The sequence below is a fragment of the Ensifer sp. ENS03 genome, assembly GCF_014852035.1.
Lineage (GTDB): Bacteria > Pseudomonadota > Alphaproteobacteria > Rhizobiales > Rhizobiaceae > Ensifer > Ensifer adhaerens.
Map to the genome: position 1 here is coordinate 1 of NZ_JACVAV010000015.1, position 26,545 is coordinate 26,545.

The 26,545-nt window shown below is 60.2% G+C and carries 22 protein-coding genes and 3 pseudogenes; 9 read left to right on the forward strand and 16 right to left on the reverse strand.

The genetic code is table 11. The annotated features are described in order from the left end of the window. Positions 1 to 630: 630 nt before the first annotated feature. The 9 genes and pseudogenes from IB263_RS31345 to IB263_RS31375 form a co-directional block, all read right to left on the reverse strand. Positions 631 to 1,056 (reverse strand): hypothetical protein, encoded by a 426-nt coding sequence (locus IB263_RS31345; protein WP_162728800.1) that lies wholly within the window; start codon positions 1,054 to 1,056, stop codon positions 631 to 633. A gap of 1,083 nt (positions 1,057 to 2,139) precedes the next feature. Then, the gene (locus IB263_RS31350; RefSeq protein WP_348646956.1) at positions 2,140 to 4,200 is read right to left on the reverse strand and encodes an ATP-binding protein; all 2,061 of its coding nucleotides are present in this window, start codon (positions 4,198 to 4,200) and stop codon (positions 2,140 to 2,142) included. After that, the gene (locus IB263_RS31355) at positions 4,175 to 5,683 is read right to left on the reverse strand and encodes an ATPase domain-containing protein (protein WP_060528833.1); all 1,509 of its coding nucleotides are present in this window, start codon (positions 5,681 to 5,683) and stop codon (positions 4,175 to 4,177) included. The genes IB263_RS31350 and IB263_RS31355 overlap by 26 nt, the downstream gene beginning before the upstream one ends. An 82-nt stretch (positions 5,684 to 5,765) precedes the next feature. Further along, a pseudogene (locus tag IB263_RS34355) lies at positions 5,766 to 5,860 on the reverse strand (transposase); the annotation flags it as partial. 162 nt (positions 5,861 to 6,022) lie between these two features. After that, a complete protein-coding gene (locus IB263_RS31360; RefSeq protein ID WP_371814285.1) occupies positions 6,023 to 7,585 on the reverse strand; it encodes a cation:proton antiporter in 1,563 nt (520 codons plus the stop codon). 5 nt (positions 7,586 to 7,590) lie between these two features. Then, complete coding sequence (locus tag IB263_RS34360) at positions 7,591 to 7,728, reverse strand: hypothetical protein (RefSeq protein ID WP_246811142.1); 138 nt, start codon at positions 7,726 to 7,728, stop codon at positions 7,591 to 7,593. Positions 7,729 to 8,053: 325 nt separating this feature from the next. Continuing rightward, a complete protein-coding gene (locus tag IB263_RS31365) occupies positions 8,054 to 9,103 on the reverse strand; it encodes an EAL domain-containing protein (protein ID WP_192439461.1) in 1,050 nt (349 codons plus the stop codon). Positions 9,104 to 9,416: 313 nt separating this feature from the next. Beyond that, positions 9,417 to 9,896: a winged helix-turn-helix domain-containing protein gene (locus IB263_RS34835; protein ID WP_276556065.1), complete on the reverse strand. Its 480-nt coding sequence runs from the start codon at positions 9,894 to 9,896 to the stop codon at positions 9,417 to 9,419. A gap of 34 nt (positions 9,897 to 9,930) precedes the next feature. Continuing rightward, positions 9,931 to 10,737, reverse strand: coding sequence for a phosphate/phosphite/phosphonate ABC transporter substrate-binding protein (locus IB263_RS31375; RefSeq protein ID WP_060520485.1), 807 nt, complete (start codon positions 10,735 to 10,737; stop codon positions 9,931 to 9,933). 89 nt (positions 10,738 to 10,826) lie between these two features. Between IB263_RS31375 and IB263_RS31380 the strand changes: the two genes are divergently transcribed. Then, entirely contained in the window at positions 10,827 to 12,434 is a 1,608-nt protein-coding gene (locus IB263_RS31380) for an FAD-dependent oxidoreductase (RefSeq protein WP_192439462.1), read from the forward strand. Further along, positions 12,434 to 12,754, forward strand: coding sequence for a ferredoxin family protein (locus tag IB263_RS31385; protein ID WP_034799884.1), 321 nt, complete (start codon positions 12,434 to 12,436; stop codon positions 12,752 to 12,754). Before IB263_RS31380 ends, IB263_RS31385 begins: the two co-directional genes overlap by 1 nt. Before the next feature lie 211 nt (positions 12,755 to 12,965). Here the strand turns inward: IB263_RS31385 and IB263_RS31390 are convergent, their stop codons facing one another. Further along, the gene (locus tag IB263_RS31390) at positions 12,966 to 13,970 is read right to left on the reverse strand and encodes a LacI family DNA-binding transcriptional regulator (RefSeq protein ID WP_246811140.1); all 1,005 of its coding nucleotides are present in this window, start codon (positions 13,968 to 13,970) and stop codon (positions 12,966 to 12,968) included. A 138-nt stretch (positions 13,971 to 14,108) separates the two neighbouring features. Between IB263_RS31390 and IB263_RS31395 the strand changes: the two genes are divergently transcribed. Next, positions 14,109 to 14,945, forward strand: coding sequence for a phytanoyl-CoA dioxygenase family protein (locus tag IB263_RS31395; protein ID WP_112976266.1), 837 nt, complete (start codon positions 14,109 to 14,111; stop codon positions 14,943 to 14,945). A gap of 382 nt (positions 14,946 to 15,327) precedes the next feature. Further along, a pseudogene (locus IB263_RS34365) lies at positions 15,328 to 15,658 on the forward strand (exodeoxyribonuclease III); the annotation flags it as partial. Positions 15,659 to 15,660: 2 nt separating this feature from the next. On the opposite strand, the gene IB263_RS31400 reads toward IB263_RS34365, so the two are convergent. After that, positions 15,661 to 16,542, reverse strand: a complete 882-nt coding sequence (locus IB263_RS31400) for a hypothetical protein (protein WP_089045310.1) — start codon at positions 16,540 to 16,542, stop codon at positions 15,661 to 15,663. A 424-nt stretch (positions 16,543 to 16,966) separates the two neighbouring features. Between IB263_RS31400 and IB263_RS31405 the strand changes: the two genes are divergently transcribed. From IB263_RS31405 to ligD (IB263_RS31415), 3 genes are read left to right on the forward strand one after another with little or no spacing between them, the layout of a single operon-like run. Next, positions 16,967 to 17,872 (forward strand): Ku protein, encoded by a 906-nt coding sequence (locus IB263_RS31405; protein ID WP_192439463.1) that lies wholly within the window; start codon positions 16,967 to 16,969, stop codon positions 17,870 to 17,872. A gap of 11 nt (positions 17,873 to 17,883) precedes the next feature. Next, positions 17,884 to 18,696, forward strand: a complete 813-nt coding sequence (locus tag IB263_RS31410) for a Ku protein (RefSeq protein ID WP_192439464.1) — start codon at positions 17,884 to 17,886, stop codon at positions 18,694 to 18,696. A 55-nt stretch (positions 18,697 to 18,751) separates the two neighbouring features. Further along, positions 18,752 to 19,810, forward strand: coding sequence for a non-homologous end-joining DNA ligase (ligD, locus tag IB263_RS31415; RefSeq protein WP_192439465.1), 1,059 nt, complete (start codon positions 18,752 to 18,754; stop codon positions 19,808 to 19,810). A gap of 6 nt (positions 19,811 to 19,816) precedes the next feature. On the opposite strand, the gene IB263_RS31420 is transcribed toward ligD (IB263_RS31415), so the two are convergent. The 4 genes from IB263_RS31420 to IB263_RS31435 all read right to left on the reverse strand — a co-directional run bounded on the left by IB263_RS31420 (position 19,817) and on the right by IB263_RS31435 (position 24,301). Then, complete coding sequence (locus IB263_RS31420) at positions 19,817 to 20,194, reverse strand: DUF4112 domain-containing protein (protein ID WP_060520494.1); 378 nt, start codon at positions 20,192 to 20,194, stop codon at positions 19,817 to 19,819. A 38-nt stretch (positions 20,195 to 20,232) separates the two neighbouring features. Then, positions 20,233 to 22,869, reverse strand: a complete 2,637-nt coding sequence (gene ligD, locus IB263_RS31425) for a DNA ligase D (RefSeq protein ID WP_113553759.1) — start codon at positions 22,867 to 22,869, stop codon at positions 20,233 to 20,235. A gap of 342 nt (positions 22,870 to 23,211) precedes the next feature. Further along, positions 23,212 to 23,622, reverse strand: coding sequence for a hypothetical protein (locus tag IB263_RS31430; RefSeq protein ID WP_112976270.1), 411 nt, complete (start codon positions 23,620 to 23,622; stop codon positions 23,212 to 23,214). Between the two features lie 361 nt (positions 23,623 to 23,983). Beyond that, positions 23,984 to 24,301: a hypothetical protein gene (locus IB263_RS31435; RefSeq protein ID WP_034799802.1), complete on the reverse strand. Its 318-nt coding sequence runs from the start codon at positions 24,299 to 24,301 to the stop codon at positions 23,984 to 23,986. A 248-nt stretch (positions 24,302 to 24,549) separates the two neighbouring features. Here IB263_RS31435 and IB263_RS34370 point away from each other — a divergent pair, with 248 nt between their 5' ends. Further along, entirely contained in the window at positions 24,550 to 25,044 is a 495-nt protein-coding gene (locus tag IB263_RS34370) for a DUF6438 domain-containing protein (protein WP_246802829.1), read from the forward strand. Positions 25,045 to 25,156: 112 nt separating this feature from the next. After that, positions 25,157 to 25,675: pseudogene (locus IB263_RS34375) on the forward strand (NAD(P)H-dependent oxidoreductase); the annotation flags it as partial. Between the two features lie 78 nt (positions 25,676 to 25,753). On the opposite strand, the gene IB263_RS31450 reads toward IB263_RS34375, so the two are convergent. After that, entirely contained in the window at positions 25,754 to 26,536 is a 783-nt protein-coding gene (locus tag IB263_RS31450) for an SDR family oxidoreductase (protein WP_113553760.1), read from the reverse strand. Positions 26,537 to 26,545 lie beyond the last annotated feature (9 nt).

The following is a 26,545-nucleotide window of genomic DNA, read 5'->3' on the forward strand; positions in this document are numbered from 1 at the left end:
GACGCCGCTCGACCGACGTAATGACCTCAATCTGATGCTTCGTCATAGGACTACCCCTAGTGTTTGCACTAGGACTTGCAGCCTTCAGCCTAACTCAGCAAGGCGGCCCTCACCGGAGGGGTACGATGATGCCACTTGCCGAACAACAGCAACTGCTCATAACCGATCGTCTCTGGCAGGACTGGCGCGATCCGCTTCTGCGAGGAAATGCACGCTTACGGCGCCGAGTTCTTCCGCGTCGCGTGCGAACACGGGCACGAAGGGATCAAGCCAACCAGGGGGACCCGCCCTATCGATCGGGGCGCTGGCCGGAGCGTCAGAAGATTAAATGCGTGCCTCGCGACACCTTTGTGATCGGAGGTAACTGGCGCAATTGACCGACTGCTGCTGGCGGCGAAGAAGGGCGCGGAACTTGTACGGTGCCGGATGGAACAAGGAATCCGTGCAGCTTCGCGAGCCTCTCGACATCATGCCGGCGATCCGCCCGCCAGTTGTGCTGAAACGAAGGGGCGCGCCATTTCTGCTACCTATAGTTGTCGCCGAAGCATGGCCCCATGACCGCAACCTGCGTCATCCGTCATTTAAGAGGGTCGGCGAGCGAAACGATACGTTTACCAGCTCAATCGATCTCTACCGCGGTCGACGCCCCAGGCGGAGCTCCACCATCAGACGCACCAACCATCGTCTGACATCCGAGGTCGCAATAAATTCTTCTACATGTTCGATCGCGTAATCGAGCGTTTGTTCAGCCAGGGCAGTCGCCTCACTCGGCGAGGCAGTCAGGCTCCGCGCCCATGCTGACAAATCAGGCAACAAATCTACTACGCGGGAGTTCCCGTCGCCGCTCGTGGGGAGGCTGAACTCCTCCAAACGCGTTTCGAGTTCCTGCGCATCATGCGTGCCGCTCATGAACAATTCAAGGGTGTATCGGGCCAGCCACTCTCCCTCGTCGCTTTGGCGGTTTATCGCGCGAGCACTCACGATCTTCTCATAGACCGTGGCAATTACAGTGAAATCTTCAGGAAGTATGTATCCGGATTGTTGCGGAACGAACATGGCGCAATCTCCTCCAGTTGGGGCGAAAGCGCTTTTTGATCTTCCAGCCGCCGGAGCCCTTCTTAAAGTCCAGCGATGATCACATTGTGCGCCTCTGAAGGCTCAATTGAAAGTAACTTTGACATATTGAGCGGAATTCCGGTGTTCTGCTTTCGGATTTCAAGTTTCCGGCAATCGTACTGCCTTTGACAATGCCTGTTTGTTCGCGGCCGGCCAGAAACCTGTGTAGATCCTCAATCGCTGCCAGTCCTTGCCCAACCACCCGTCCAAGTTCTCGGACGCCCAAGCGTTGGTTTGACCCTTGTAGCGCGAGGCCCAGGCACGCACTCCGCTGCGCTGTGAAGGTGAAACACCGAGAGTAACCAGCATGGCCGTTGAAGAGCATGCCGTGCACAACGGGGGCCAGATGCTGGCAAGATCGGGCGGCTCCGATTCAGCGTGCAAATGTGCCCCTCGCCCGCCCACCTTGACCAGCGAGCGTGTGATATTGGCGATTCGTCGCGCGCGGTGCTCGGATGGTCGGACTCGGCTTTGCGCCCGAATGGACGTTGGACCTTCGCAATCTGAGCTCCAAGTCTCGGGCGGTCAGGGGCGTCGCCTTCAGGATCGCGCGCGGCGTGGCCTGGAGCAGGAAGGCCGGTCCGCGCAGGCTCAACCTTGTCAGCGCGATGGATGCGCGCGGGGTAACAGCGATGACAATGAGGTACGACCGGATCAATAAGGCAGTTCTAAACGCCGCCGCCAGCGGCCCCTTGCTTCGGCGCTGGGTAAGGTCCTGCAGCAAAACACAGAGCACTCAGTAGCTGTTTGGCTGCTTCGCTGCTTCGCTTGCCGATCCCTTTGCGGGCTTTCTGATGGATGAGTTTCGTGGCGGCGTCAGTGACGAGGCGGAGCTATTTGAAGAAGCGATGGCGCGTGAGGGTGTCCGCCACGGCCGGCATCCGTTCCTTGTCAAACCGCCCGCAGTCGCTTGAGCTTGATCAACTAGAAGCAATGGCGCGCCACCCAAGCTGGGGTGGCGTCTAACAAGAGGACGTGACGATCGGCACCGTGCCAAAGCCATTCATAACCTATCGCGTTGGTCTAACTTAGACCCCTGAGGACACTCTCGATCTCCACGGCGAGTTGTTGCTGACTGTAGGGCTTTGCGAGCCTCGCCACGTCGAAATCGATGCCGGGTGGCAGCTCGGCATATCCCGATGCAATGAGAATCGGAAGATCCGGAAATAGGTCCCGCGCGGCATTTGCGAGGTCTCCCCCCGTCATTTCCGGCATAGAATAATCCGTGATGAGCAGGTCGAAGCGGCCATCGTCCTTAAGATGAGCGAGTGCCTCCTTTCCAGAATGCGCCTCGACGACCTCGTGGCCCAGATCGACGAGCATGTCGACCGAACTCATGGCGATCAGGAAATCATCGTCCACCAGAAGAACGCGTAGCGGTTTTACCCTTTGGTCCGGTTCCGAAACCTCCGTGTCCTTTGACCCAACTGGGCTTTCGTCCGAAACCGGAATCCAGAGCTCGGCTCTGGTGCCTTTCCCTGGCGTGCTAGTGAGCCGCAGCGCTCCTTGCAACTGAAGGGCGAGGCCATGAATCATCGACAAGCCCAAACCCGTCCCCTTGCCAAGTTCCTTGGTCGAGAAGAACGGCTCTATCGCCTTTTGCAGCGTGTTGTCATCCATGCCGTGGCCCTCGTCGGCAACGGAGAGCACGCCGTACCGACCCGCCGCGAGTTCGCCCTCCGGCTTCGCCACATTCTCCACCTGAAGCGATATGCAGATCGTCCCGCCGTTCGGCATAGCATCTCGGGCATTCACCACGAGGTTGAGAAGGGCGAGCTCCAACTGGTTGGAGTCAGCAAGTACCGGATCCATTCTATCGGGAATGCGAATTTCGATCACAATGCCCGTGCCGACTGATCGATTAAGGAGATCCGTCATCTCCCTCACCAACTCGCCCAGATCTACTGGATCTACACTGAGGTCCTGCCGGCGCGCGAATGCCAAAAGCCGCTGTGTTAGCGACGCACCGCGCTTTGCGCCCTGAAGCGCACCATCGATCAAACGCTCGGCTTTCGCGTCACCACCAGTGTGTTTGCGCAGGAGCTCCAGGTTTCCTAGCACCGCCATCAAAAGATTGTTGAAATCGTGAGCGACTCCACCTGTCAGCTGACCGATAGCTTCCATCTTCTGGGCCTGCCGAAGCTGCGCCTCGGCACGCTCGCGCTGGGCCACTTCCGCCATGACGGTTCCGTGAGCCTTGTGCAGTTCAGCCGTCCGCTCGGCGACACGCTCTTCAAGGATTTCGTTCAATCGCTTTTGCTGCTCTTCGGACGATACCCTGGCGGTTATATCAGAAGAGACGCCAACCAACTTGACCGCGTTCCCACTCCGGTCGCGATAAAGCTGCGCGCGCATTTCCGCCCAATGAATGGACCTGTCGGGCCAGACGGTACGATATTCGATTGCATAGTCGGCCCCGCTCTCGATGGTGGCCTGCATCGCCGTTTTCATCCTCTCCACATCGTCAGGATGAGTAGCGGCAAGGAGGTCGCCATAGGTAAACGCCCCGCCAGCGCTTCTGCCAAACACCCCCCGACAGGTGATCGATGTGATCAAAGCATAGGTGGTGAGGTCAAGTTCCCACGCACCCAGATGGCCTGCCTCAAGCGCCGTCTTTAGCCGCCGTTCCCCCTCGTCCAGCGCCTCGATCCGGAGTCGAGCTTCGTACTGGCGTCGGCGGCCCCGCAGCGCCGACCTCGCAACGCTGATGAACGTCGTGGCATGAAATGGTCGTTCTACAAAGCTGACGTTCCCCAGCACCTCCAACAGGCGGCTAGCGGAAGGGTTACGCTCAGGCCCACCTCCTCGATGGGTCAAGATGATGAAGGGAAGGTCGGACCAGCTCGGTTGCGATTTGATCCACGCCGAAAGTGGGCGAAGGTCGGCCGAGCGCAAGGCCTCCTCCGTCACGACAGCAAAAGCAATGTCCTCATCCAGAGCCGAGACGAAAGCGGCAACGTCCTTGCCGATTTTCGGCCGAATGCCGGCTTCCGACAAAAGCGCGGCCGCGATCTGCGCGTCCCTTCCCAAAGGGGCATGGATCAGAGCAATGGCGTCTCTATTTGGAATCGTCCTCGCCCTCACTTGACTTCAGCAGCGGTTGGTTTTCACCGACAAAGGTCGGGACGCCGCGTAACACGCCCTGGAAATCCGAAAGGGGATCTCCAAGCGAAAGGCCGCCCTGGCCGATCGTAAACTCCCTTATCGTGTCCTCGTGTTTGCCGGTCCGCTTTTTCACGACGGAGATCGCCCTCCTGACCTTGCCGACCGCCTCGAAGTAGCGCAGCAGAACGACGGTGTCGGCGAGATAGGTCACGTCTACCGGCGACTTCATGTCACCGACCAGACCATGCTGCGCCACCGTTACGAAGGTGTTTGCGCCCTGGCGGTTCAGATACTGCAGCAGCTCGTGGATGTGGAGGACGAGCGCGCTTTCCTCCGGCATGGAGGCCTGATAGCCGTTGATGCTGTCTATGACGACCGTCTTTGCGTCAAATCTGGTAACGTGCTCGCGCACACGCTGGGCGAACTCGCCAGGTGAAACCTCAGCTGCATCCAACTGCTCGATGTGAATCGAGCCGTCCCGCTGGTAGTCTTCCAAGTCAAAGCCAAGGTCTTTCATGCGCCGGAACAGCAGCCCCAGTTCTTCATCGAAGATGAAGAGGGCGGCCTTTTCGCCACGCTTGACGGCCGCTTCGACGAATTGAAGCGCAAAGAGACTTTTACCCATGCCCGCAGGACCGATCAACAGCGTGCTCGATCCCCGCTCGATGCCGCCACCCAGCAACGCGTCAAGTTCAGCGATCCCGCTCTTTAACGTAGAGCGCTCGAACTCCGTGCGGTGCTCGATCGCTCGCAATCGCGGAAAGACGGAAACACCTCCAGTCTTGATGATGAAGTCGTGATAACCACCGCGGAATGCCTGACCGCGGTACTTGGTAATCCTCAGGCGGCGTCTTTCCGAACCATAGCTCGGCGCCAGTTGTTCAAGGTGAATAACCCCGTGCACTACGCTGTGAACCGTCTTGTCGAGACTGTCGGAGGTCATGTCGTCGAGAAGCAAGACCGTGGCGCCTGTAGACGAAAAGAAGTGCTTCAAAGCCAGAATTTGCCGGCGATAGCGAAGGGAGCTTTGGGCAAGCAGCCTGATTTCCGACAGGCTGTCGAGCACAACGCGGTTCGGCTGAACCCTTTCGAAAACCTCAAATATCATTTTGGTGGTCTCGCCGAGTTCCAGATCCGACGAGTAGAGCAAGCTCTGCTGTTGTTCGGCGTTCAACAGGCTCTCAGGCGGAACGAGCTCGAATATTTCGATATTTCTATGGATTTCCATCCCGTGCGACAGGGCACTGTCGCGTAGCTCATCCTCGGTCTCGGACAACGTGATATAGAGACATTTCTCTCCGAGGGCGGCGCCCTGCTGAACGAACTGCATGGCGATCGTGGTCTTCCCCGTGCCCGGCGCCCCCTCGAGAAGGAATACGTGGCGACGTGACAAACCGCCCGAAAGGATGTCGTCCAGCCCCTCGACACCTGTTTTGGCCTTCGACATAACGCTTGTGTCCATTTTTGCCCTCCGTTGATCACAGGTAACTAGCGTCGAGCGGTGCGAAGGCAACAGGCGACTCGTCACCCTGCGCATGACACCTGCGGCTTAACCGACGATTGACCGTTTTCCATTTGCTATATCGCTCCGGCAGGTCTCGCCAGGGCGCACCCAAAGCAGAACCCATAAACGTCCGTTCACAAACAAATGTCAGTTTGCCGGCCAACGCATCCGTGTGCACCTTGTTCAACTCATATCATTTCAACGCCATCACGAGGTTCCGTGCTCAACACGGCAGCCCCTGAATCAGCGATTAGCAATCTTGAATGTCGATCCGTCCGCCTCGCACTAACAGCACGATCAGATTCCGACCCGTTCCCGCAGCTCCGGATTCAGCTCAGCGCGAAGCGTGGTAATGATCCGCCCTGCCTCTTCCTGCGTGAGGCCACACAGCAGAAGCGATTGGTCGGCGAGCGCTAAACCGGCCGCAAGATTTTCAGGAAAGACGACTTTCGCGCCGGCTTTGACAAGAGTCTTGATATCGTAGTCATCAGCCGTACTGACAACACAGGGAATTGCCACTTGCTGCTCGCTCGCAAACTTCAGGATTCGTTCGACGGCGGCGTGCCTGTCAAAAGTTATGACGACCAACCTGGCCCTTGCGAGGCCCGCGGCGGACAAAATCCGGCGATGCGCGGCATCGCCGTGCACGATAGTGTGGCCGTGTCGTTGGGCTTCTTTGAACCTCGCGAGATCGGACTCAACGGCGATGTGCGGTATCTTCGCCTCCTCAAACGCGGTCGCAACGAGGCGGCCGACACGTCCGCATCCACACAGCACAACATGTCGATCGAGCGCCTCGCATGTTGTGCGAAGCGCAGTCTCGGTTGCGGCCACGCGGGAGCGCCGATTACCCACGAGATGCTCGATAAACGCGCTGCGCTGAATCAGCAGTGGGGCTAGACCCATCGTGAGCGCAAGGGCAATTAGGACCGGTTGACCGATCTCGGATGGCAGCAGGCCGCTGTTCATGGCCAGGGCCAACAATAGCAGGCCGAATTCTCCGCCGTGGGCAAGGATGACTGCGACGCGGAGGGCGATCGCTGGGGACCTGCGCAGCATGAGCCCAACAACGAAGGTAGTGAGCGCTTTGCCGAACAGAAAGACCGCACACCAAGCGAGGATGGCGTCAGGAAACACCACGATCAGCCGGAGATCTATCTGCATGCCCACGGTGACAAAGAACAGACCGACAAGCACATCACGGAACGGGCGCAAATCGTCCTCGACTCGGTGTTGAAAATCGCTCCCGCCAATCACCATACCAGCTATGAAGGCGCCAATCGGCAAAGCCAGCCCAGCAAGATGAGCGAGATAGGCGGCCCCGAGCGCAACGAAAAGCGCCGCTAGGAGAAACAAGTCGTTCGAGCGGGACTTGGAAGCACCGGCAAGGACAGTGCGGACGAGCGGGCGGGCGACGATGGAAACTGCGATGAGTGCGATCGCCGCTAGCCCGAGACGCCCCACGAGATCGAACGGATCAACAGATGTTCGCCTCGACCAACTGTCTATGGCGACAAGCAGGGGGATCGTCGCTATATCCTGGAATAACAGGATGCCAAGGGCAAAGCGTCCATGCTGACTCGAAATCTCGCCTTGCTCGGCGAGCTGCTTCATGGCAACGGCCGTCGATGACATCGCCACAGCACCACCAAGCAGAATGGCGATGCGGGGATCAAGCCCGAGCCACCAGAGCACGGCGGCAATCGTTGCCAGGGTCCCTCCCACCTGCAGGCTGCCTGCCAAGAGGACGTCGGTGCGCGCTGCCAGCAGGGTGGTCAGCGAGAACTCCAGCCCGACCATGAACATCAGGAAGATCAGGCCGAGTTCGGCGAGGAAGAGCGTATCGTCACCGAGTGCCACGAGGTTCAGACCATAGGGACCATCGCAAGACCCGCCAGGAGGTAGCCCATGGCGGCAGGCATTCGCAGTGCGGCGAAGAACGCCACGGCAACGGCCGAGACCACGATCATCGACAGACTTTGAGTGAGCAGGTGGTCGGTCATCGTTATGCCTCGGCAGAGCGGGCGGGCGGTGACAATACCACATCAAAGCCGCGCTGACGGGCATTGCTGAGTAAAACCGAGCGAATGTCGGTTCTCGCTGCCGCCGGGCTACACAAGGACGAAGACGGCGGGTAAGCCGTCGAGCGTTGCCGTCTTCATCAATGACATTCAGACAGACGCGTGGGAGGACTGGTGAAGCAGCAGCACACGGCCAAGCGGACATTTGAGCGGCTGTGCTAAGACCGTAGGTTTTCCGACGGCTACACACAAAGCAACTACTGCATGGCGCGACAAATGCGTGGGAGGTAGCCCGCGGTCCCGTCCATTAGGCGGGAAAAAACCGTACATCAGAGGCGCCGACGGGTCGGCCGAAAAAGAATCCCTGGCCATAGTGACAGCCGAGTTCTCGTAGTGCGTGGAATTCTGTCACCGTTTCAACGCCTTCGGCGACGACCTTCCTTCCCAGCGCCATTGCCATATCTATGATGGCCTTCACAATGGCATAATCGGCGTTCGCGGCGGTCATCGCACGCACGAACGAACCGTCGATTTTAATTTGGTCATAGGCAAACTCCTTCAGATGCACGAGGGAAGCAAAGCCAGTGCCGAAATCGTCAAACGCGACGATAAAGCCGGCTGCACGCAGCGCCTCAAGCTGCACGCCGATGTCGCCGCCCTGTTCCGACAGCATGACACCCTCCGTGACCTCGATCTGGATATGCCGAGGCGACAGTCCTGCCGACCGGGTCGCGGCCAGGATTTCATCGACAAGGCAGGGGCTGCCCGGAAACGCGATAAACTGCGACGACGAAACGTTGACCGCGATGTGCCCGAAATCGACTCCGGCCGTCTCCCACGCCTGGGCTTGTGCGACGGCGCTCTTCAGCACATGGCTGCCGATGCGCCTTGAGAGTATTGGGTCGTGCAGAGCCGCGGCAAAGGTCGCGGGGCCGAGAACCGATCCATCGGGTTTCTTGAGCCTTAGAAGTGCCTCAAAGCCGACGCGCCGTCCAGTATCGAGCGCAATCTTCGGCTGGTAATGGAGCACGAAGAGACCCTGTGCGAGCGCCTCTTCCGCGATGGCCAGCGCCGCCTTGTCGGCTTTCGCACGATCGAGCCGGCCCGGGTCGATCCGGGACAACAGATACCGGTCTTCGGATTGCAGGAGACGCTCCACTGCGCAACGCGCCAGCCGATCCAGCAAACCGCGCACGTCCGCCCCCAGGCGTCGCGGCACCTGATCGAGACCGCAGAGCGAGCCGAGCCGAAGCCCTGGCTCGATCTCCAGCGGCACGCCGGCATAGAAACGGATCCTGTTGCTTCCGGTGACGAAAGGGTTTTCGGCAAAGCGGACATCGCGAGCGGCATCCGGCACGACGAAGGGCCTCGACGACCGGATTGTGTAGTCGCAGAAAGCGTCCGCTCTGCGGGACCTGTCCCCTGCCCCGCTTCGACTTGAACCATTGGCGTTCGCCGTCAAGCAATGTGATGAGACCGATCGGCGTATCGGCCGCAAGGCAGGCGGCATGGACGAGCGCATCCAGCACCGGATCCGGGCCGGTTGAGACGATGGACAATTCTCTCAGACGCTTGAGGCGAGCCGACTCATCCGGTGGATATCCTTTGGCACCGACCGCTTTCGCGGAAATCACATCACGGTTTTCACACTGAAGCATAAGGCTTTTCCATTATCCCTGCTGTTGGATATCGCTCAGGCGATAGCCCACGCCGCGGATCGTCTTAATGGCAGCGCCGCTGGCGGCATCCAGTTCCGCAAGCTTGCCGCGCAACCGGTTGATGTAGACGTCGATGGTCTTGTCGCGCGGATCGTACTCGCGAAAGAGCGCCTGCCTTGCAATGCAAGACTTCGGGCAATCTTCACCAACACTGTCGTGAAGGACCTGCAGTATCCGTCCTTCGAGTGCGGTCAGCGGCCGACTGGCGCCGCCGAAATCCATGGACAGGCGTCCGATGTCGCAATCGATATTGCCGATCTTGAAAGCAACGCTCTGCCGCAAAGCGTTGCGGCCTATCCGCGCCTCGTGCAGGCGATGGACGCGGGCACGCAGTTCCTTCACGCTGAACGGTTTCATCACATAGTCGTCTGCACCGACACTGATGGCGTCCGCCCGGCTATCGGCGTCTCCAACGCCCGAGATCATGATGATTGGGACGTCGGAACGTGAGGCCGGCCGTCATCCCTCAGACGATAGCAGGGTAACCATGGCGTGCAGCGTCCCGATCAAGCTCGGCCAGTGCCTCGTAGTCGGAATCGCCCAGGAGGCTGATGCCTTTGAGCGAGAGCGTGTCACAGACGCCGCCGAGTTCAGGATCGCCGATCGTCTCCGCCAGTGTACGCCGCAGGATCATGAGGTCTTTGGCCGAGGTCAAGGCGGATGTGATGAAGGGCAGTCCGGGTCCCTTCGTCGTCTCCGCAAGAACACGGACCGCGGCCACGCGATCGGGATCGAAGCGCAGTGTGTTGCCGAACGTAACGCAGTCGATTGCCGCGACGTCGGCCGCGCCACTCGCTACGGCATCGATGCTTGCTCGGTGCCCGCCCGTCTCGATGACCGACGAGAAAAAGCGGCCGTCGACCGCATGTGGCGCCACCGCAGCTCGAAACAGGTTGTAGCCGGAATTGCTGCCCGGTTCATTGATCGCCGCACGCATCCCGCGCAGATCGCCGAGCGAGCTGGCCGACGACCGGGCATTGACGATGATGAAACTGCATTTGTGCGGGCCGTCGCAGCCAGGCAAGTCGTAAACGGGCGTCGCCACCAGTTGAACCCTCCCGCGAAGGTGCTGGACATAGGGATATCCGCAGGTCTGGCCGAACAGCAGGTCCGGACGGAACCACGCCTCGTTGTAGGCGACGGTCTCGTCAAGCGCCCCGGGCGCATCAAGGCCATACCCACGCAATCGGTCCCCCAATGCTTTCCAGAAAAGCCGCGTCGCCTCCTCGATGGGCGGCGGACTGACATACATGGCGAGGCTGGCGAGAGGCATGGGCGGGCTCCGGCAAAAACGACTCAAAAATCTATGCATTGCATAGATTTAAATCGCAACGATATTTCTTCGTCGAAAGGATCCCTGTCATGAGTGTGCCATTGCAACAGTCAGGTGAGGCAAGCGTCGCCGCCGTCGAAATCGGTTGCGACGTGCTCGTGATTGGCAGTGGACCCGCCGGGTGCTGGGCCGCCATCGAAGCTGCATCCAGCAACGCTAAGGTCGTGCTGGTCGACAAGGGATATTGCGGCAGCTCCGGTGCCACGGCTTCGGCCGGCACCCAGATCTGGTATGTGCCGCCGGACCCGGCGGAACGGGAGGCAGCCATGGCCAGCCGCGAGGCGATGGGCGGTTATCTGTCCGAACGTTCCTGGATGGTGCCCGTCCTCGACAAGACGTTCGAGAGTGTTAATCGGTTGGCGGACTGGGGCTACCCCTTCCCCCGTAACGACGACGGCGAAGAGCAGCGTATCTCGGTCCAGGGGCCGGAATACATGCGGCTGATGCGGCGCCGGGTAAGGAATGCCGGGATCACCATTCTCGATCATCATCCGGCGACGCAACTGCTGATACTGGAAGGACGCGTCGTCGGCGCAAGCGGCCTGCGGCGCCAGGCCGGCGGTCATTGGGTGGTGAACGCCGGCGCCGTCGTTCTTGCCGCTGGCGGCTGTGCCTTCATGAGCAAGGCACTCGGCTGCGACGTCTTGACCGGAGACGGCTATCTGATGGGCGCGGAGGTTGGCGCCGAACTCTCGGGCATGGAATTTTCCTCCGCCTACGCGATTTCGCCCGCCTTCGCCTCGATCACCAAGACGGCGCTTTACCGCTTTGCGCAGTTCTACCGGAAGGACCACAGCCTGATCGATGGAGCGGGTTCGGCCCGTGGGCGCTCGATCATCGCCCGCACCTTGCTTTCGGAGCCGGTGTTTGCGCGGCTGGACCTTGCCGGGACTGACGAGGTCAAGGCGATCCTCAGGCGCGCGCAGCCGAACTTCTTCGTTCCGTTCGATAGGCGCGGCATAAATCCCTTTACCGATTTCTTCGAAGTCAAGCTGAGGCTTGAAGGTACGGTCCGTGGTACAGGTGGATTGAGGCTGACCGGCCTCGACTGTTCAACGACTGTTCCTGGGCTTTACGCCGCTGGCGACAACGCCACCCGCGAGCCGATCTGCGGCGGGTTCACCGGCGGTGGCAGCCACAACGCGGCCTGGGCGATCGCCACAGGTGCCTTTGCTGGCGCGGCTGCCGCGTCCTATTCATTGCAGCGGGTAAGCGCTACCGATTTCGGCCCGGCATGCATCGCGCTCTCTGACACGAAGGGCATCGACCCGGCAGAGATCATCAAGGCTGTCCAGAACGAGGTATTCCCCCTCGACATCAATTACTTCCGCACGCATTCGGCTCTTTCGGCATCTCTGAAGCGGCTGGACGCGCTTTGGGAAAACGTCGGACGGGCAACCGCTCTCAACGAGGATCATTCCCTCAAGCTGCGGGAGGCGCAGGCCATGCTGGCAACGGCGCGTTTCATGTATCGCGCGGCGCTTTCTCGTACCGAAACGCGCGGTATGCACAGACGGGAGGATTATCCGACGCAAAACCCCGCCCAAGACCACAGGCTCATCCTCAGCGGCCTCGACCACATCGCCGTCCGGCAGGAAGTGGTCGATCCCGGCGTATACAAGCAAGCAGCAGAATAATGATTGAAGTTCTAGACACCAACACATGCACCGACTGCAATCTTTGCGTCCAGGTCTGCCCCACCAACGTGTTCCAAGCACAGCGCGAAGGACCGCCGCTCATCAAGCGTCAGGATGCATGTCAGACCTGCTTCATGTGCGAACTCTACTGCCCCGTCGATGCGCTGTATGTTGAACCGGATGCTGAGGCCGTCCACGGCCTGACCGTCGAAGGCGTGCATGAAAGGCAGCTTTTCGGCAGCTACCGAAAGGCAATCGGCTGGCACAAGGACACTCGCCACCGCCGTCTCATCGACGACCATTTCCGATTACCGCAGTAGACAAGAGCCACGTCGTGACGTCACGCGCCGCCGGATCAGGCGTCAAGACCGGCGACGCGCGCCGATGGCCCGGAGTGGGATAGCTGGTAAGGTTTCGGGGGCGATGAATTTCTCTTGGCCATTTCTATCTTACGCGGGTGAGCAACACGCGCGCTCTTGGAGTTTCCAAGATTTTCGTCCGCTGAAATAATTACCCATCGCCTTGATCTTGTCAGGCCGATTTACGACTGACCGAGCCCCGGACGACCAACGTGCAGCCAAGCTTTTTTAGGCTGTGATGCGTTGAGCGCGGCTTCTTTGCAAGGTGCTCAATCGCCCAGGCGCCCATCGGCCGGTGCGGAAGCTCCAGGGTAGTCAGTTGCGGTCGCAGATGGCGCGACAGTTCGTCGTCATCGTAGCCGACGACAGAGATGTCCCGCGGAACGCGCAGACCTGCTTCGCCAATTGCCATTAGGCAGCCCATCGCCATCTTGTCGTTCTGGCAGAAGATCGCCGTAGGCGGCTCTCGAAGCGACAGGAGTTTTTGGGTAGCCTCGAAACCGGATGTCGGTGTCCAGTTTCCTTCAGCCACCAGGCCGTCATCATAGGGCAGCCCCGCCTCCGCCAGCGCCTCACGATAGCCCGCGAGGCGATCCTGCGCCGCCTCCATGAAGCTCTCGCCGACGATCGTTGCGATGCGTGTATGCCCCTTCCTGATAAGGGTCGCCGTCGCCATGCGCCCGCCGGTCACCTCATCAGGAACCACTGCGGGAAAACGGTTATCACTGGTATAGCAGTTGAGAAGCACGAGCGGAACGGGAAGGTCCTCGAAGACCGGGTCGAGCGATATGCGGCGGGTGAAAACGGACATGTAGACGATCCCCTGCGCACCGGCCTGCAGAAGGCTGGCCACCGCTTTGCGCTCGTGCGTGGCCCGTCCCTGCGTCTGCGCCACGAGAATTGTAACATCGTTCTCCCAGGAAGCGTGCCGCGCGCCCTCGATGGCGTTGACGGCTTCCGGGGTCGTCGCGAGCTGATCGACGATGAAGCCAATACAGCCGCCGCGAAGATCCTCAAGGCCCGCGCGACGGATGGGGCTTGCAAGCCCGTAGCTGAGCCTATGCGCGACATCCAGCACGCGCGCCCGAAGCTCAGGCGATATCTTGATGTCCGTGACATTGTTGAGAACCACCGAGACCGTCGCCTGCGAACAGCCGGCCGCCTTGGCCACATCCATCATGGTTACGCGCGTCTTCGTTTTTCCACCGCTCATGTCGCCCCCGTTTTGCCCTCTCTACACCAACTAATAAAAATCGGCCATTGACTAATATTTATTAGTCGCAGTAGCCTTGTTGAAAATTGGGAGGAGAACCGGATGAAAACGAAGCCAGCACCCGACTACGATATTGCTGCGCAGATGGCCCAGCTGGCGGCAGACGGCATCATCGGGCTGAAGGGTGCTTTTAGTCTGGCATGGGCCGACGATATGCACGAGGACATGATGACGGCCTTCTGGTCGGCCATTCAAAGGCCCGGCGGCGCGGTCAGCCGGGGACCGCGCCGCTGGTATGTCGAAATCCATCCCCAGGCCTTCCGCGGCTTCGTGGATCTCATCACCCATCCATGGGTGGTGGATGTCTGCACCAACGTGCTTGGATCGGACTACCAGATCGTGGAGATAGGCCTCGACGTGCCGTTCCAGGGCGCGAAATACCAGCCGTGGCATCGCGACTTCCCCTCGCCCGTAGAGACCTATCGAGACCGCCAGATTACCTCGCTTGCCTTCAACCTCACCGGCGTTGACGTCACCGAGGATATGGGGCCGTTCGAAGTGGCGCCGGGAACGCAATATGACGATGGCCGGGAATGGAAGCACGAAATGTTCCCGGCCAAGGCGCTCTGGGGCCGGTTTCAAGAGCGTGCGACACGCAAGTATCCGCAGCGCGGCGACATTTCCTGCCGCTCGGCGCTGACGGTGCACCGAGGCACGGAGCATCAGTCCCCTATTGCACGACCCGTCATGGTGCTGGGTGTGGACAGGCCGGGCGCCGGGCATGCAGAGTTGCACGACATGATGGTCACGCGGGATTGGTACGATGCCCTGCCGGAAATCGGCAAGAAGCACCTCGTCTGCCGCGTCGTGGACGAGCTCGTGCCGATTACCCAAAAGCACGACATCGAGGGACTTGTCATGGGCGCCGATCCAAGTTGATCATCGCCTTATATGGCTGCGCTCTTGACTAGGCCGGTAACTTTTCTTGAGGGCGTTTCCAGTGCTGGTGGGCCTCTTGGTTGCCTCGATGCAGCAGGCGACGATGGCTGTGGAATGGACGATCAGGATCGAGGGCAACAATGAGTTCGGCGATATGCGGCGAAGGGGCCGGTCCTGCTGATACGTGCCATGAGGGGACCTTCCCGTCGTTCGGGAATGGATACCCAAAACAACGATAAGCGAGGACGACGGCATCCGCTGTGAAGCGGGAGCCGGTCGTCGTCTTGACGTCGACGGCCCGGCGGAGAGCGGTCGGGTGGCTGCGGCGGTGGCGATAACGATCGAACGAACTGAAGGTCCTTTGTAAACCAAGGACGCGACCCCGACGGTTTTGGACGTCTACGCACCGGAACGCTGGCGCGACGACGCGCTGTTCCGGCCGGAAGTCAGGAAAGCCTTATGCCGATCTCCTAGCCCAAGGCTGGACCGACGCCATCCGCCATATTCATCCGAAGGAACGCATCTACACCTTCTGGAAATACTGGCGCAGCGCCTGTGAGCGCGATGCGGGCCTGCGTATCGACCATCTTCTCCTCAGCCCGGCGCTTGCGCCCTGGCTCAGCAAGGCGAGTGTCCCACCTAGCCCTCGTGGCTTGGAGCACACCACCGGCCATGGGTCGGTCATCATCGAGATCGAACCACCATCGGATTGAATTCAGGCCTGAGCCTTTTGTCTGGCCCTGCGTTCGCGCGCCTTGGCGGTCAGCCGCGCCTCGCGCAGTTCCTCAAGAGTGGGCAGCCACCAGCCGCGCTGGCGCTCACGCTCTTCCGGCGCCCTTTTCGAGGGCCAGGTCTGCACCAGCTCCTCCAGCGAAGGCGTTCGCCATAGGCCCCAAACGTGATCCCCGGCGATGTGTGGATAAAGGTCGGCAACCTCATGGCAATCGACCAGCTCACCGGTTATGTCTCCAACTACGACGATCCCGTAGAGCGGCGTCGCAAGCGGCCGACCTATCGGGGGCAAATCATCGACGGCAAGCGGGATGCGCCGGCGCTTGCGCTCGACCGCCCGGCGGCGGGACAGTCTTTCCTCGTAGGTTCCCTTGCGCGCCTCGGCGCGCTTGCGTTTTTCTTCAGGCTCATTTCGCTGCGCTTCCGCCTCGATAGCCCCCCAGCGATCGACAAGATCATCATAGGAAGCGAATGGCACCCGCCACACCTTATGCTCGCCATCCCAACGGGCAAATGGAACCTGCCGGATTTCCTCGACCACTTTGCGTGAAAAAGGCGTCCGGATGCGAAACCCGTCCTTGTCGACGTTGAGATAGGGGCTGAGGATCGGCTCGAACGCATAAGCATCCCTGCCCTTTCCCTCTGCGTATGGATCGACGCGGGCGTCTTCCCTGGCCAGCCAGCGATCGATGCGCCGGCGCGCGGTCGTGCCGGGGACGATCCAGGCCTTTCGCCGGTCGCTCCAGCGGGCGCGTGGAAAAGCCTCGCGAAACCGCTGCACGGTCATACGGTCGAACGGAAATGCGACCGACACGCGCTCGCCGGCCCCTTTGTCTTCATGATCAATCTCGACATCGTCGGCCATCGCATCACCCGTCGCTACGACAGAGGGCGGCCCGGGCGCCAATGCTTCCTATGCCAATCTCCGCGACCGCCTTGCCGGGTTTTGCCTCAGTCTTCGCCTTTGTGCGCTGATCGGCGAACGGGGACCCGGTTCACATCGATACTTTCCTTGAACTGGCGTTTCCCGCGGCGCCGAATATAGCGCCTATCGGTTCTGCTATCGACGAATTCACGTTTCGTCATGACATCCTCCCTTCCAGTTGTGGCTTCGGAAGAACGCACGCCGCCCCGAAAAGATGCAGCGAATCAGCGCCATGGTCGAGACTGGTTAAAAAGGGCGCCAACGCATGCCTAGGTTATTGATTTTCGATTCCTTTCGAGGCGGAACAAATTCGCTCGTGATTCGCTTGACTCGCTTTGGTTGCCTCGAGGCGGGAGTTTTAAAGATGGCCGGTCATCGCGCCCAGTGGAAGGGCTTCATCAAATTCGGCGAGGTGAGTTGCGGAGTCGGCCTCTACACGGCCGCCAGCACCTCGGAACGCATCGCGTTTCACACCATCAACCGCCGCACCGGCAATCGCGTTAACCGTGTCTTCGTCGATAGCGACACCGGCAAGGAGGTCGAGCGGGAGGATCAGACAAAGGGCTTCGAGATCGAAAACGGCCAGTACATCATGATCGATCCGGAGGAGGTGGCCGCTACCGTTCCGGACAGCGACAAGACCCTGCAGATCGAAGCCTTCATTCCCTGCTCCGACGTTGACGACGTCTATTTCGACAAACCCTACTATCTCGTGCCGACCGACCGGGTTTCGTCAGACGCCTTTACCGCGCTGCGCGATGCAATGGAGAAGTCGAAGGTCGCTGCGGTCGCGCGCACGGTCCTGTTTCGTCGCATACGCACACTCTTGATCCGCACCCACGGCAAAGGCCTGATCGCCACCACGATGCAGTATGACTACGAAGTCCGCTCATCACAGAAGGCGTTTGAGGAGGTGCCGAAGCTGCGGATCAAAGGTGAGATGCTGGATCTTGCCAAGCACATCATCGCAACAAAGAAAGGAACCTTCGACCCGGCCGCGTTCGACGATCGTTACGAGACGGCGGTCGCTGAGCTGGTGAAGGAGAAAATTGAAGGCAAGGCCTTGCCGAAGCGAAAGGAGGTCAAGGTCTCCAAACCGGACGACCTACTGGCCGCCCTACGCGAAAGCGCGAAGATGCTGAAGGCCGGCGGCGGTCAACTGACGCGACCCGCCGCCAATGCCAACAAGGGCGCCGGGCGCAAGCCGGCGTCGCGCGCCGCGGCCTCGAAATCGCGCGGCTCGACGTCCGGACAGCGTAAAGCCGGCTGAGGAGCACGATCATGGCGCCGCTCCCATACTGGAAAGGCTATCTGAAGCTCTCGCTCGTCACCTGCCCGGTCTCGATGTCGCCAGCAACGTCGGAGAGCGAAAAAGTCAGGTTTCACACGCTCAACAAAGAGACCGGAAATCGCGTCGTCTCCCAATTTGTCGACGCGGTCACGCGCAAACCGCTGAAGGATGATGACGAGATTAAGGGCTATCCCCGCGGCGAGAACGACTTTGTGCTTCTCACGGACGACGAACTGGATGCCGTCGCGCTCGACACCGTCAAAACCATTGACATCGATAAGTTCGTCCCGCGCAACAGCATCGAGTGGATCTATCTCGAAAAGCCGCACTATCTTGTGCCCGACGATCCCGTCGGCCATGAGGCCTTCGCGGTCATTCGCGACGCCATGGCGTCCGACAAGGTGCTCGGCATTTCGAAACTCGTCATCGGCCGGCGCGAGCGGGCAGTCGTGCTCGAACCGCGCGGCGAAGGTATCGTGCTCTGGACACTACGCTTCGGCGACGAGGTCCGGCCAGAAGAGTCCTATTTCGAGGATATCGACGATGCATCGGACCCTGATCTTGTTCCCCTTGTCGAGATATTCATCAAGCAGCACACCAAGACCTGGTCCCCGGACATGGTTTCCGACCCCGTGCAGGACGCTCTCCTCGACATTATCGCGAAAAAGAAGAAGGGGCTGAGGCCCTTGAAGAAGGGCAAGGCCAAGGAAGAGACCGGCGCGGCTGGCAGCAACGTCATCGACATCATGGACGCTCTTCGCCAGAGTTTGGCGGCGAGCGGAAAAGGAAAGCGCTCATCCTGAAAACTTCACGGAAGGCACTTATGTTCGTATTCTCTCTTGCGCATGATGAATCGCCATGAAAGCGAAGCGCCGATCGGCCATACCCTTGCTCGATGACTCCGGTACTGCGCTCCAGTCGCGGCCGGTCCGCCGACGCAATCGCGACCAGCCCACTCTGCCCTTCGATCCGATGCCCGGCCGCATCGAGCCGTGCCTGGCGCTTCTGCGGCCGACGCCGCCGGAAGGACCGGAATGGCTCTACGAAATCAAATGGGACGGGTATCGCCTCGCCATCCACATCGAACCGAAGGGTGTTAGGATCATCACGCGCGGCGACCACGACTGGACCGATCGCTTTCCACGGATCGCGGAAGCCGCAAAGAGGCTCGACGTCGGGACCGCCATCCTCGATGGCGAGGCCGTGGTCCTCAACAAGGAGGGCCATGCGGACTTCGGGGCGCTGCAACGCTCGCTCGGGGGCCGCGGCGGCAAGCGCGCCTCGACGGAGGCGGTCTTTGTCGCATTCGATCTTCTCTATTTTGATGGCCACGATCTGACGAAGACGGAGCTTTCGGTTCGCCGGCATCTGCTTACGGATTTCCTCGACGGCGCAAGCGGCGCGGTGCAACTGTCGGAAGAAGCGCACGGTGATGGCGTCGAGCTGCTGGCAAATGCATGTTCGATGGGGCTGGAAGGCATTGTTGCCAAGCACCGCGAGCGGCCATACAGGTCGGGACGAACAGGCGACTGGATCAAGGTCAAATGCGTTCAAAGTGAGAGCTTCATGATCGTCGGCTATGAGCAGTCCGCTGCAGCGCGTAGCGGGATCGGCAGCCTTCTGCTTGCCGCCCGGCGGGGCGATAGCTGGGTGTCGGTGGGTTCTGTCGGGACCGGGTTCAAGGCGAAGGATGCCGAATACCTGCGCAAGACATTGGACAAGCTGAAGACGAAGAAACCGGTCGTGCCGGTCAAGGGCAAGAATTACGTGTTCGCGCTGCCGACGCTGATCGCCGAGATCGAGTTCCGCGGCTGGACGGTCGAGGGAAATCTGCGCCACGCCTCCTATAAGGGCTTGCGCGAAATCCAGGACAATGCCGCGGTGTTCGATATCGCCACGCTTGGAACCCGCAGCTGACCGGCGTTACCGATCGAGGTCAGCGTGGTCGAGGCCCAAGTGGTCCAGCACGAGTTGCAGATTGCGGCGGTTGGACTTGAAATAGATATCGAAGACATCGCCGAGGACCGGCACGCTTCCTGCGACCGTGTCGAAGCCGACATTGACAAGCATCTTCACCAGCTTGTCATTCGGCACGCCGAGACGGCGCGCCTCGTTTACGATGACGAGGCTGATAGCCGCCGCTGCGAAATCGCCCACGCCTGGGATAAGGCCAAGAACCGAGTCCGCGCCCAGCGATACGCGCGTGCCGGGAATGCGGAGCGCCGTGTCCATCAACCGTACCAGGCCGCGGATGCGCCGAAGGCGGGTCAGGTGCTCGATGGGGACAGTGTGATTTTTCATGCGTCCTATGTAGTCTTGGCGCCCCTGCCGTTCAGAGCTCATGCCGCAGCCTTGTGCTTGCCGAGCCGCTTGATGGCCTGTTCGAGCTCGCGCTGTCCGTCGCAATAGTCCTCCCACGCAATCGTCTTCGTTAGCAGCGCCGGTACGGTCCGCACGGTGAACCGCTTCGGATCGAGATCGGATTTGACCTGCGTCCAGGTTAGCGGCATCGACACGGTGGCGCCCGGACGCGCCCGTGGCGACAGCGGGGCCACCGCCGTCGCCATGCGGTCGTTGCGCAGATAGTCGAGGAAGATGCGGCCTTCCCGCAGGCTTTTCGTCATCTTGATGAGATAAAGGTCTGGATTATCGCGGGCCATCTCCTGGCAGACGTCACGGGCGAAGCCCTTCGCCTGCGCCCATGAAAGTGGCGTACGCGCGTTCACGGCCAGCGGCGTCACCACATGCAGTCCCTTGCCGCCAGTCGTCTTGCAGAAGCTGACAAGTCCCAGATCATCAAGCCGGTCCCGCATTTCACGGGCGGCCGCAACCACAGCCGCGAACGGCACATCCGGACCGGGGTCGAGGTCGAAAACCAGCCGGCCCGGCACCTCCGGTTTTCCTGGTTCGCAGTTCCATGGATGTAGTTCGATGCCGCCGATCTGGGCGACGGCGACGAGGCCTTCTACACGGTCGACTTGCAAATACGGCTTCTTGTCGCCGAACACCTTGACCAGCTCCAGCAGGTTTGACGTACCCGGCATGGCGTGGCGTTGGAAAAACTGTTCGCCGCCAATGCCGTCAGGCGCGCGGATGATCGAACACGGCCGGCCCCTGACATGTTCGATCAGCCAAGAGCCGACCGCTTCGTGATACCGGGCCAGCTCTTCTTTGGTGACGGCCTTGCCGTCGTCGGCGTCCGGCCATAACGGTTTGTCCGGATTGGAGATGAGCACGCCCATGACCTCGGCTTTCGCGCCCTTGCGGCGCGGGACCTTGTTCACCATCGGCGCGGGCTTGGGCGTTTTGGTCTTCGCGGGGGATGCCGGCTTTTCCGCCTCCACCTCATCGGCCGGCTTGTCCTCCCGCAGGCCCTTGAAGGCGGCCTGGCGGACTTGCCCGTCTGCGGTCCAGCCAGCGAATTCGATCTCGGCGACCAACTCGGGTCTCACCCAGACGACTTCCTTTTCGTTCTTCGGCGCGCCGATCCCCGTGAACGGCGACTTCGTCGTTTCCACAGCCTTCAACTTTGGCAGCAGTGTTTCGACCTTCTTGGCGCTGTAGCCTGTGCCGACGCGGCCGACATAAACGAAATGCTCACCGCGATTGACGCCGGCAAGTAGCGACCGGAACTTGCCATTCGTGTTGGCGTATCCGCCGATAACCACTTCATGCCCGGCGCGGCATTTCGATTTCGCCCAGGTGTCGGTACGGCCGGACTGGTAGGGCGCATCGGCATGCTTCGAGACAATGCCCTCGAGGGAAAGCTTGCACGCAGAACGCAGGACCGCATCGCCGCCCGTCTCGAAATGCTCGACGAAGCGAAGACGAGGATTGTCGGTCGCATCTGCTAGCAGCTCCTGCAAACGCGCCTTTCGATCGGTAAGCGGCCTCGGCCGCAAATCCTCGCCGCCGTCGAACAGGAGGTCGAACGCGAAATAGACCAGGTTGCCGGTGGTGCCTTCCGACAAGGCGGCCTGAAGCGCCGCGAAATCCGGAGCGCCATTGTCGTCGAGCGCGCAGATCTCGCCGTCGATAATGCAGTCGGGCAGTTGGGAGGAAGCGCTCGCTATCTCCGGATATTTGGCCGTCCAGTCCAGCCCTTTGCGGGTCTTCAGCATGACCTCACCGTCACCGACCCGCATTTGGATGCGGTATCCATCGAACTTTATCTCATGCAGCCAGTTCTTCCCGGCCGGCGGGCGCTCCACGGTTTCGCAGAGTTGCGGAGCAATGAAGTCGGGCAAGTCAACCCCGGTCGACGCCGCCACATCCTCCCGACCCCGCTCTTTGCGTTTACCGGCTGCGCGCCCTCGCTTGCTATCCCAGACTGCGTCGGCCTCGACCTCACCGCTCGCCATCATGAACGGCTTGGGCTTGCGCCCCTTGCCGCTTGCGATCTGCTCCATGGTTCGTCCAGAAGCCACCGAGGTCATGTTCTCATCCAGGATGGCAGCGCCGTTCTCTTCAACGGAATGATCGTCATGATGCTTGATCAGCAGCCAATTGGTGCGCTTACCGCCGTCGCGGTCGTTGCGCATCCGCACGAGCACGAAGCTGCCATTTAGGCGCTTACCCTGCAGCACGAATTTCAAATCGCCCTTCTTCAGGGCTTCCTCCGGCGACTTGTTTCCTTCCGGCTCCCAATAGCCCCGGTCCCACAGCATGACCGTGCCACCGCCATACTGGCCTTTCGGGATGGTGCCCTCGAAATCCCCATAGCCGAGCGGATGATCCTCCACCTCGACCGCCAGCCGCTTGTCATGCGGATCAAGTGACGGCCCCTTCGTCACAGCCCAGGACTTGAACACGCCGTCGAGTTCGAGGCGAAGATCGTAATGAAGGCGCGTCGCGTCGTGTTTCTGGATGATGAAGCGAAGCCGATTGGCCGGCTTGACAGCGGCCGCGCCGCTCGGTTCCTTTGTCTGCTTGAAGTCCCGTTTCTTCTTGTAGGTTGAGAGCTTGTCAGCCGCCATGATCGACCTCAATCCATCCCATCAGGAAATTCCTTACACTGGAGTCGAAAACCCCCGCGCCGGATTGTTGTTCCTCCAAGGACAGGTCCCGCCTGTCCGATGGCAGGTGTTTCGTGTGAAGAATATCCTCTGCCGGCGGCGCGGTGGTTAGGCACAGCCGATGCCATGCCAAGCAACCTACCGAGCTGCCTTGTCCGTCAATGTGCTCGCAGACCGTCAAGGTGCTTGATGGGATCTGCCCAGTCACTCGGCGCCTTGAGGGACATCGCCGCTCCCTTTTGGGATGGCCTGGTGGTCGCTACCGCAGGCGCTGCGTTGGCGGCGGCGCCGACGATTTGCTTTCTAGCGGTAAATGTCGAGCGTGCGATTACGGTGGTTCGGATGGGTGCTGTAGACGAAGATGCGATTGAGGTCGCGGTCCGTCAGCATGCGCAGGAACTGCGCTTCGATAATGTTGTTAGCATGCACCCGCTTTGTCAGGCAGCCGACCATCTGGATGCGGGCGCTCGGGATGTCCAGGTAGAAATTCTGTGGCAGCGTGTACTGCGTGAGGATGCTGATCAGGGCGCCGCTTTTCGAAAGCTTGATGATCTCGCAGCGACGAGAGCTCAGTTGCGTCATGCCCTTCTCAGTGTATTCGATGCGCGCATCGTTCCGCGTGTCCTCCATTGGGAAGTTGGTTTCCCGATCGTACATGAAGGACTCTTGCTTGTTCAGGAAGTGCTGATACATCACCGGCGCCGCGCCTCTCATCAAAATGCCTTTCCGTATCCCCTTTTGAAACAGACTAGCGGCAGAGATTTAACAGAGGGTTTGGACGACCGATCCACTGAGCCGTCAACCCGTCGGCTTCCAAACGTCGCGCGGTAACCTTGCTCACCGCTGTCGACCGCTGAATTGGCAAGAAAGCTGTTCGCCTTCGCCAAGCCAGCCTACATACGTTTCGCATGCGACGGCGAGACTCTTGGGGAGATCGGCTAGCCCCGATTATCCCCGCGGACCCGGGCCGAGTTCCATCGATATTCTCCGTACTGGAGCCGATTGGCGCGTCCTCGGTCGCCGCTTCCCGACGGGGGGCGATCCTGGCTTGAAAAACCGGCCTTGGGGCGAGAGGTCAGAAGTTGCCGGGATCGCGAAACGGAAGCGCGACCGATATTATTCGACGAAAAGTCGCCGTATCGCGTGATCTCCAAAGGGCCCATGAAAGCCCCGCAAAGGCAATGGTTACAGCCGCGCCTACCAGTCGATACGTCCTTCGCCTCGGACGAATTGCCACTATGCCCATGTTCTCAACACGCGTCTGCAAGCGACGCACCTGCTTTCTAAGTCGATTGATTTCCTTAGCAGTGTTTCTCTGCTGTGCCGGAATGCCCACGAAATCTTTAGTGGGATCGACGATCGCCTTCGGAATAGGCAGCCCGATATCGGCCATGTTTGATCCTCCTGCATATTTGTAGGTAAACAGTACCTTGGGAGTTTTGTTCCAACCGACCGGCCCCTCGCTAAGGGCAGACGCGTGACCCGCCCGGATACAGGTCAAGATTGTCAGCCACAAAAGGGCGTTGACTGGGACTGCGTATTGGTTGAGGTTGACTTCTTAACACGCAAAAGATGCTGACCCGTGACACACGTGTTGAGCGGACCTGACGACCGGCCCAGGGTCCTGAAAGGGTGCACGATATGATTCTGGTTGCGAAGATTATAATGGCTGCGGCAGCGCTGCTGGTGGAGCAAAGCCAGACGCCGAGCATCATTGTCGAACGCAAACCATGTCTCGGCGAGTGCCCCGTTTACCGTTTCCAGGTGAGCGCCAGCGGGGGTATGTTCGAGGGCCGGCGCTTTACAAGCGTTCATGGCGAACAGTCTTTCTCGATCACGCCAAAGGAATGGTCCACCTTTCAGTCGGCACTCGCACCGCATCGGCCACAAGGAACGGAGACCATTACCGTGGGGCATGCGCGGTGCAGACAGTTTGCCACGGATCATGCTTCAGTCTCGGTGACGTGGATCGAGGTCGGACGTTCTGACCAGCTTGTCTTCAATTTCGGCTGCAGGGATCCGCGGAACGATGCTTTGGCGCGGACGCTTGCGGATGCGCCCGATTTGCTTCAGGTGGGGAAACTGATCGAGGATCGCCGTCTTGAGGATGGAGCCTGGGATCGTCCAGCAAAGTGAGGCTCTGAGGGCGACTTACGACCAGGGCCTTAGAGTTAATCGCTGGGACGCTTGTGGGTTGAAAAGCAAGAGCCGTCGCCTTCCGCCTCCTTAGCGCACTGGGGGTATTTGGGAGCATTTCGGGGCTGAGGTGTGCTTCATCTGATCCCTCCGGCCTACCGCTTCCGGATGATGCACCCGTGCGCCATCCGAAGGTCCAGGAACGCCGGGAACTTTCGGCATGGTCGGAGGGCCAGGTCTGGGGCAGCCCGGAGCGCCCCAGGATCATGAAGGCGCAGATCGACTGGATCCCGCTGTCCGTCGGCTCGATCTGTACGACGCAGGGGAAGTCCCTTGCGGTCATGCAAGTCGGATGGTTCTCAGTCCTTCGATGCCATCAATACCCTCCGGCTGCCCGGCCGCTGGATGCGCATGATCACGATCCCCAAACGTCAGTCGCCAAGGCCTATCAGGAGTACGACGGAAATGGGCGTATGAAGCCATCGTCCCACTACGACCGCGTTGTCGACCTCTGCGAGGAGCTGATGAAATTCACGCTGCTGAGGCGTCGGCCTATCTCGTCGACCGATACAGCGAGCGCAAGGAAGACGCGGAGAAGCCGGAACAGCGCGTCAAACTCAAGTCGATCTGATCATCAAAGGGTATTTGATAATATTCGAATACCCTCTGACACGGAAATGAGGTCCGCGATGCCGTGAGACGTTGGAGCTTAAGCAAGCGTCGACCTGAAAGCGCCACCGTCGAGCAGAATATTCTGGCCGACAATATAGCCTGCGTACTGGCTGCAAAGAAATGCCGCGGCAGCGCCGAACTCCTCAATCGTGCCGAAGCGCCCGGTCGGATTCTCCGCATGCGCCTCCTGCCGCGCCTGGTCGATTGAGATGCCCTTCACTTCTGCCCGTCGCTGGAGAAGCACGGCTACACGATCAGTCTCATGTGACCCCGGTAGGAGGTTGTTGATCGTTACGCCATGTTTCGCGACTTGCCTTGCCGTCCCTGCCACAAAACCGGTCAGTCCGCTGCGCGATGCGTTGGACAGGCCCAACTCCGGGATCGGTGACTTTACCGAGGCGGAGGTGATGTTGACGACGCGCCCCCAGCTCCTATCGATCATACCGGGCAGAACCGCTTTCATCAGCAAGATCGGGGTCAGCATGTTGGCGTTCAGTGCGTTCAACCATTCATTCGTCTCCCAATCAGACCAGAGCCCAGGCGGCGGTCCCCCTGCGTTGGTGACGAGGATGTCGGCTTTCGGTTCCGCTTCGAGAAGCTCTTGCCGTCCTTCTACGGTCGTCACGTCCGCTGCCACGGCATAGACTTCGGCACTTGTCAGCTCGCGAAGCTCCCTCGCGGTGGCCTCCAGCGTGTCCCGGTTACGACCGTTCAGGGTAACGATCACGCCCGCCTCTGCGAGCTTCTGCGCCACGCCTCTGCCCAGCCCTTTCGAGCTCGCGCAGACGATCGCGCGCTTACCGCTTATTCCCAAATCCATCGTGGTTCC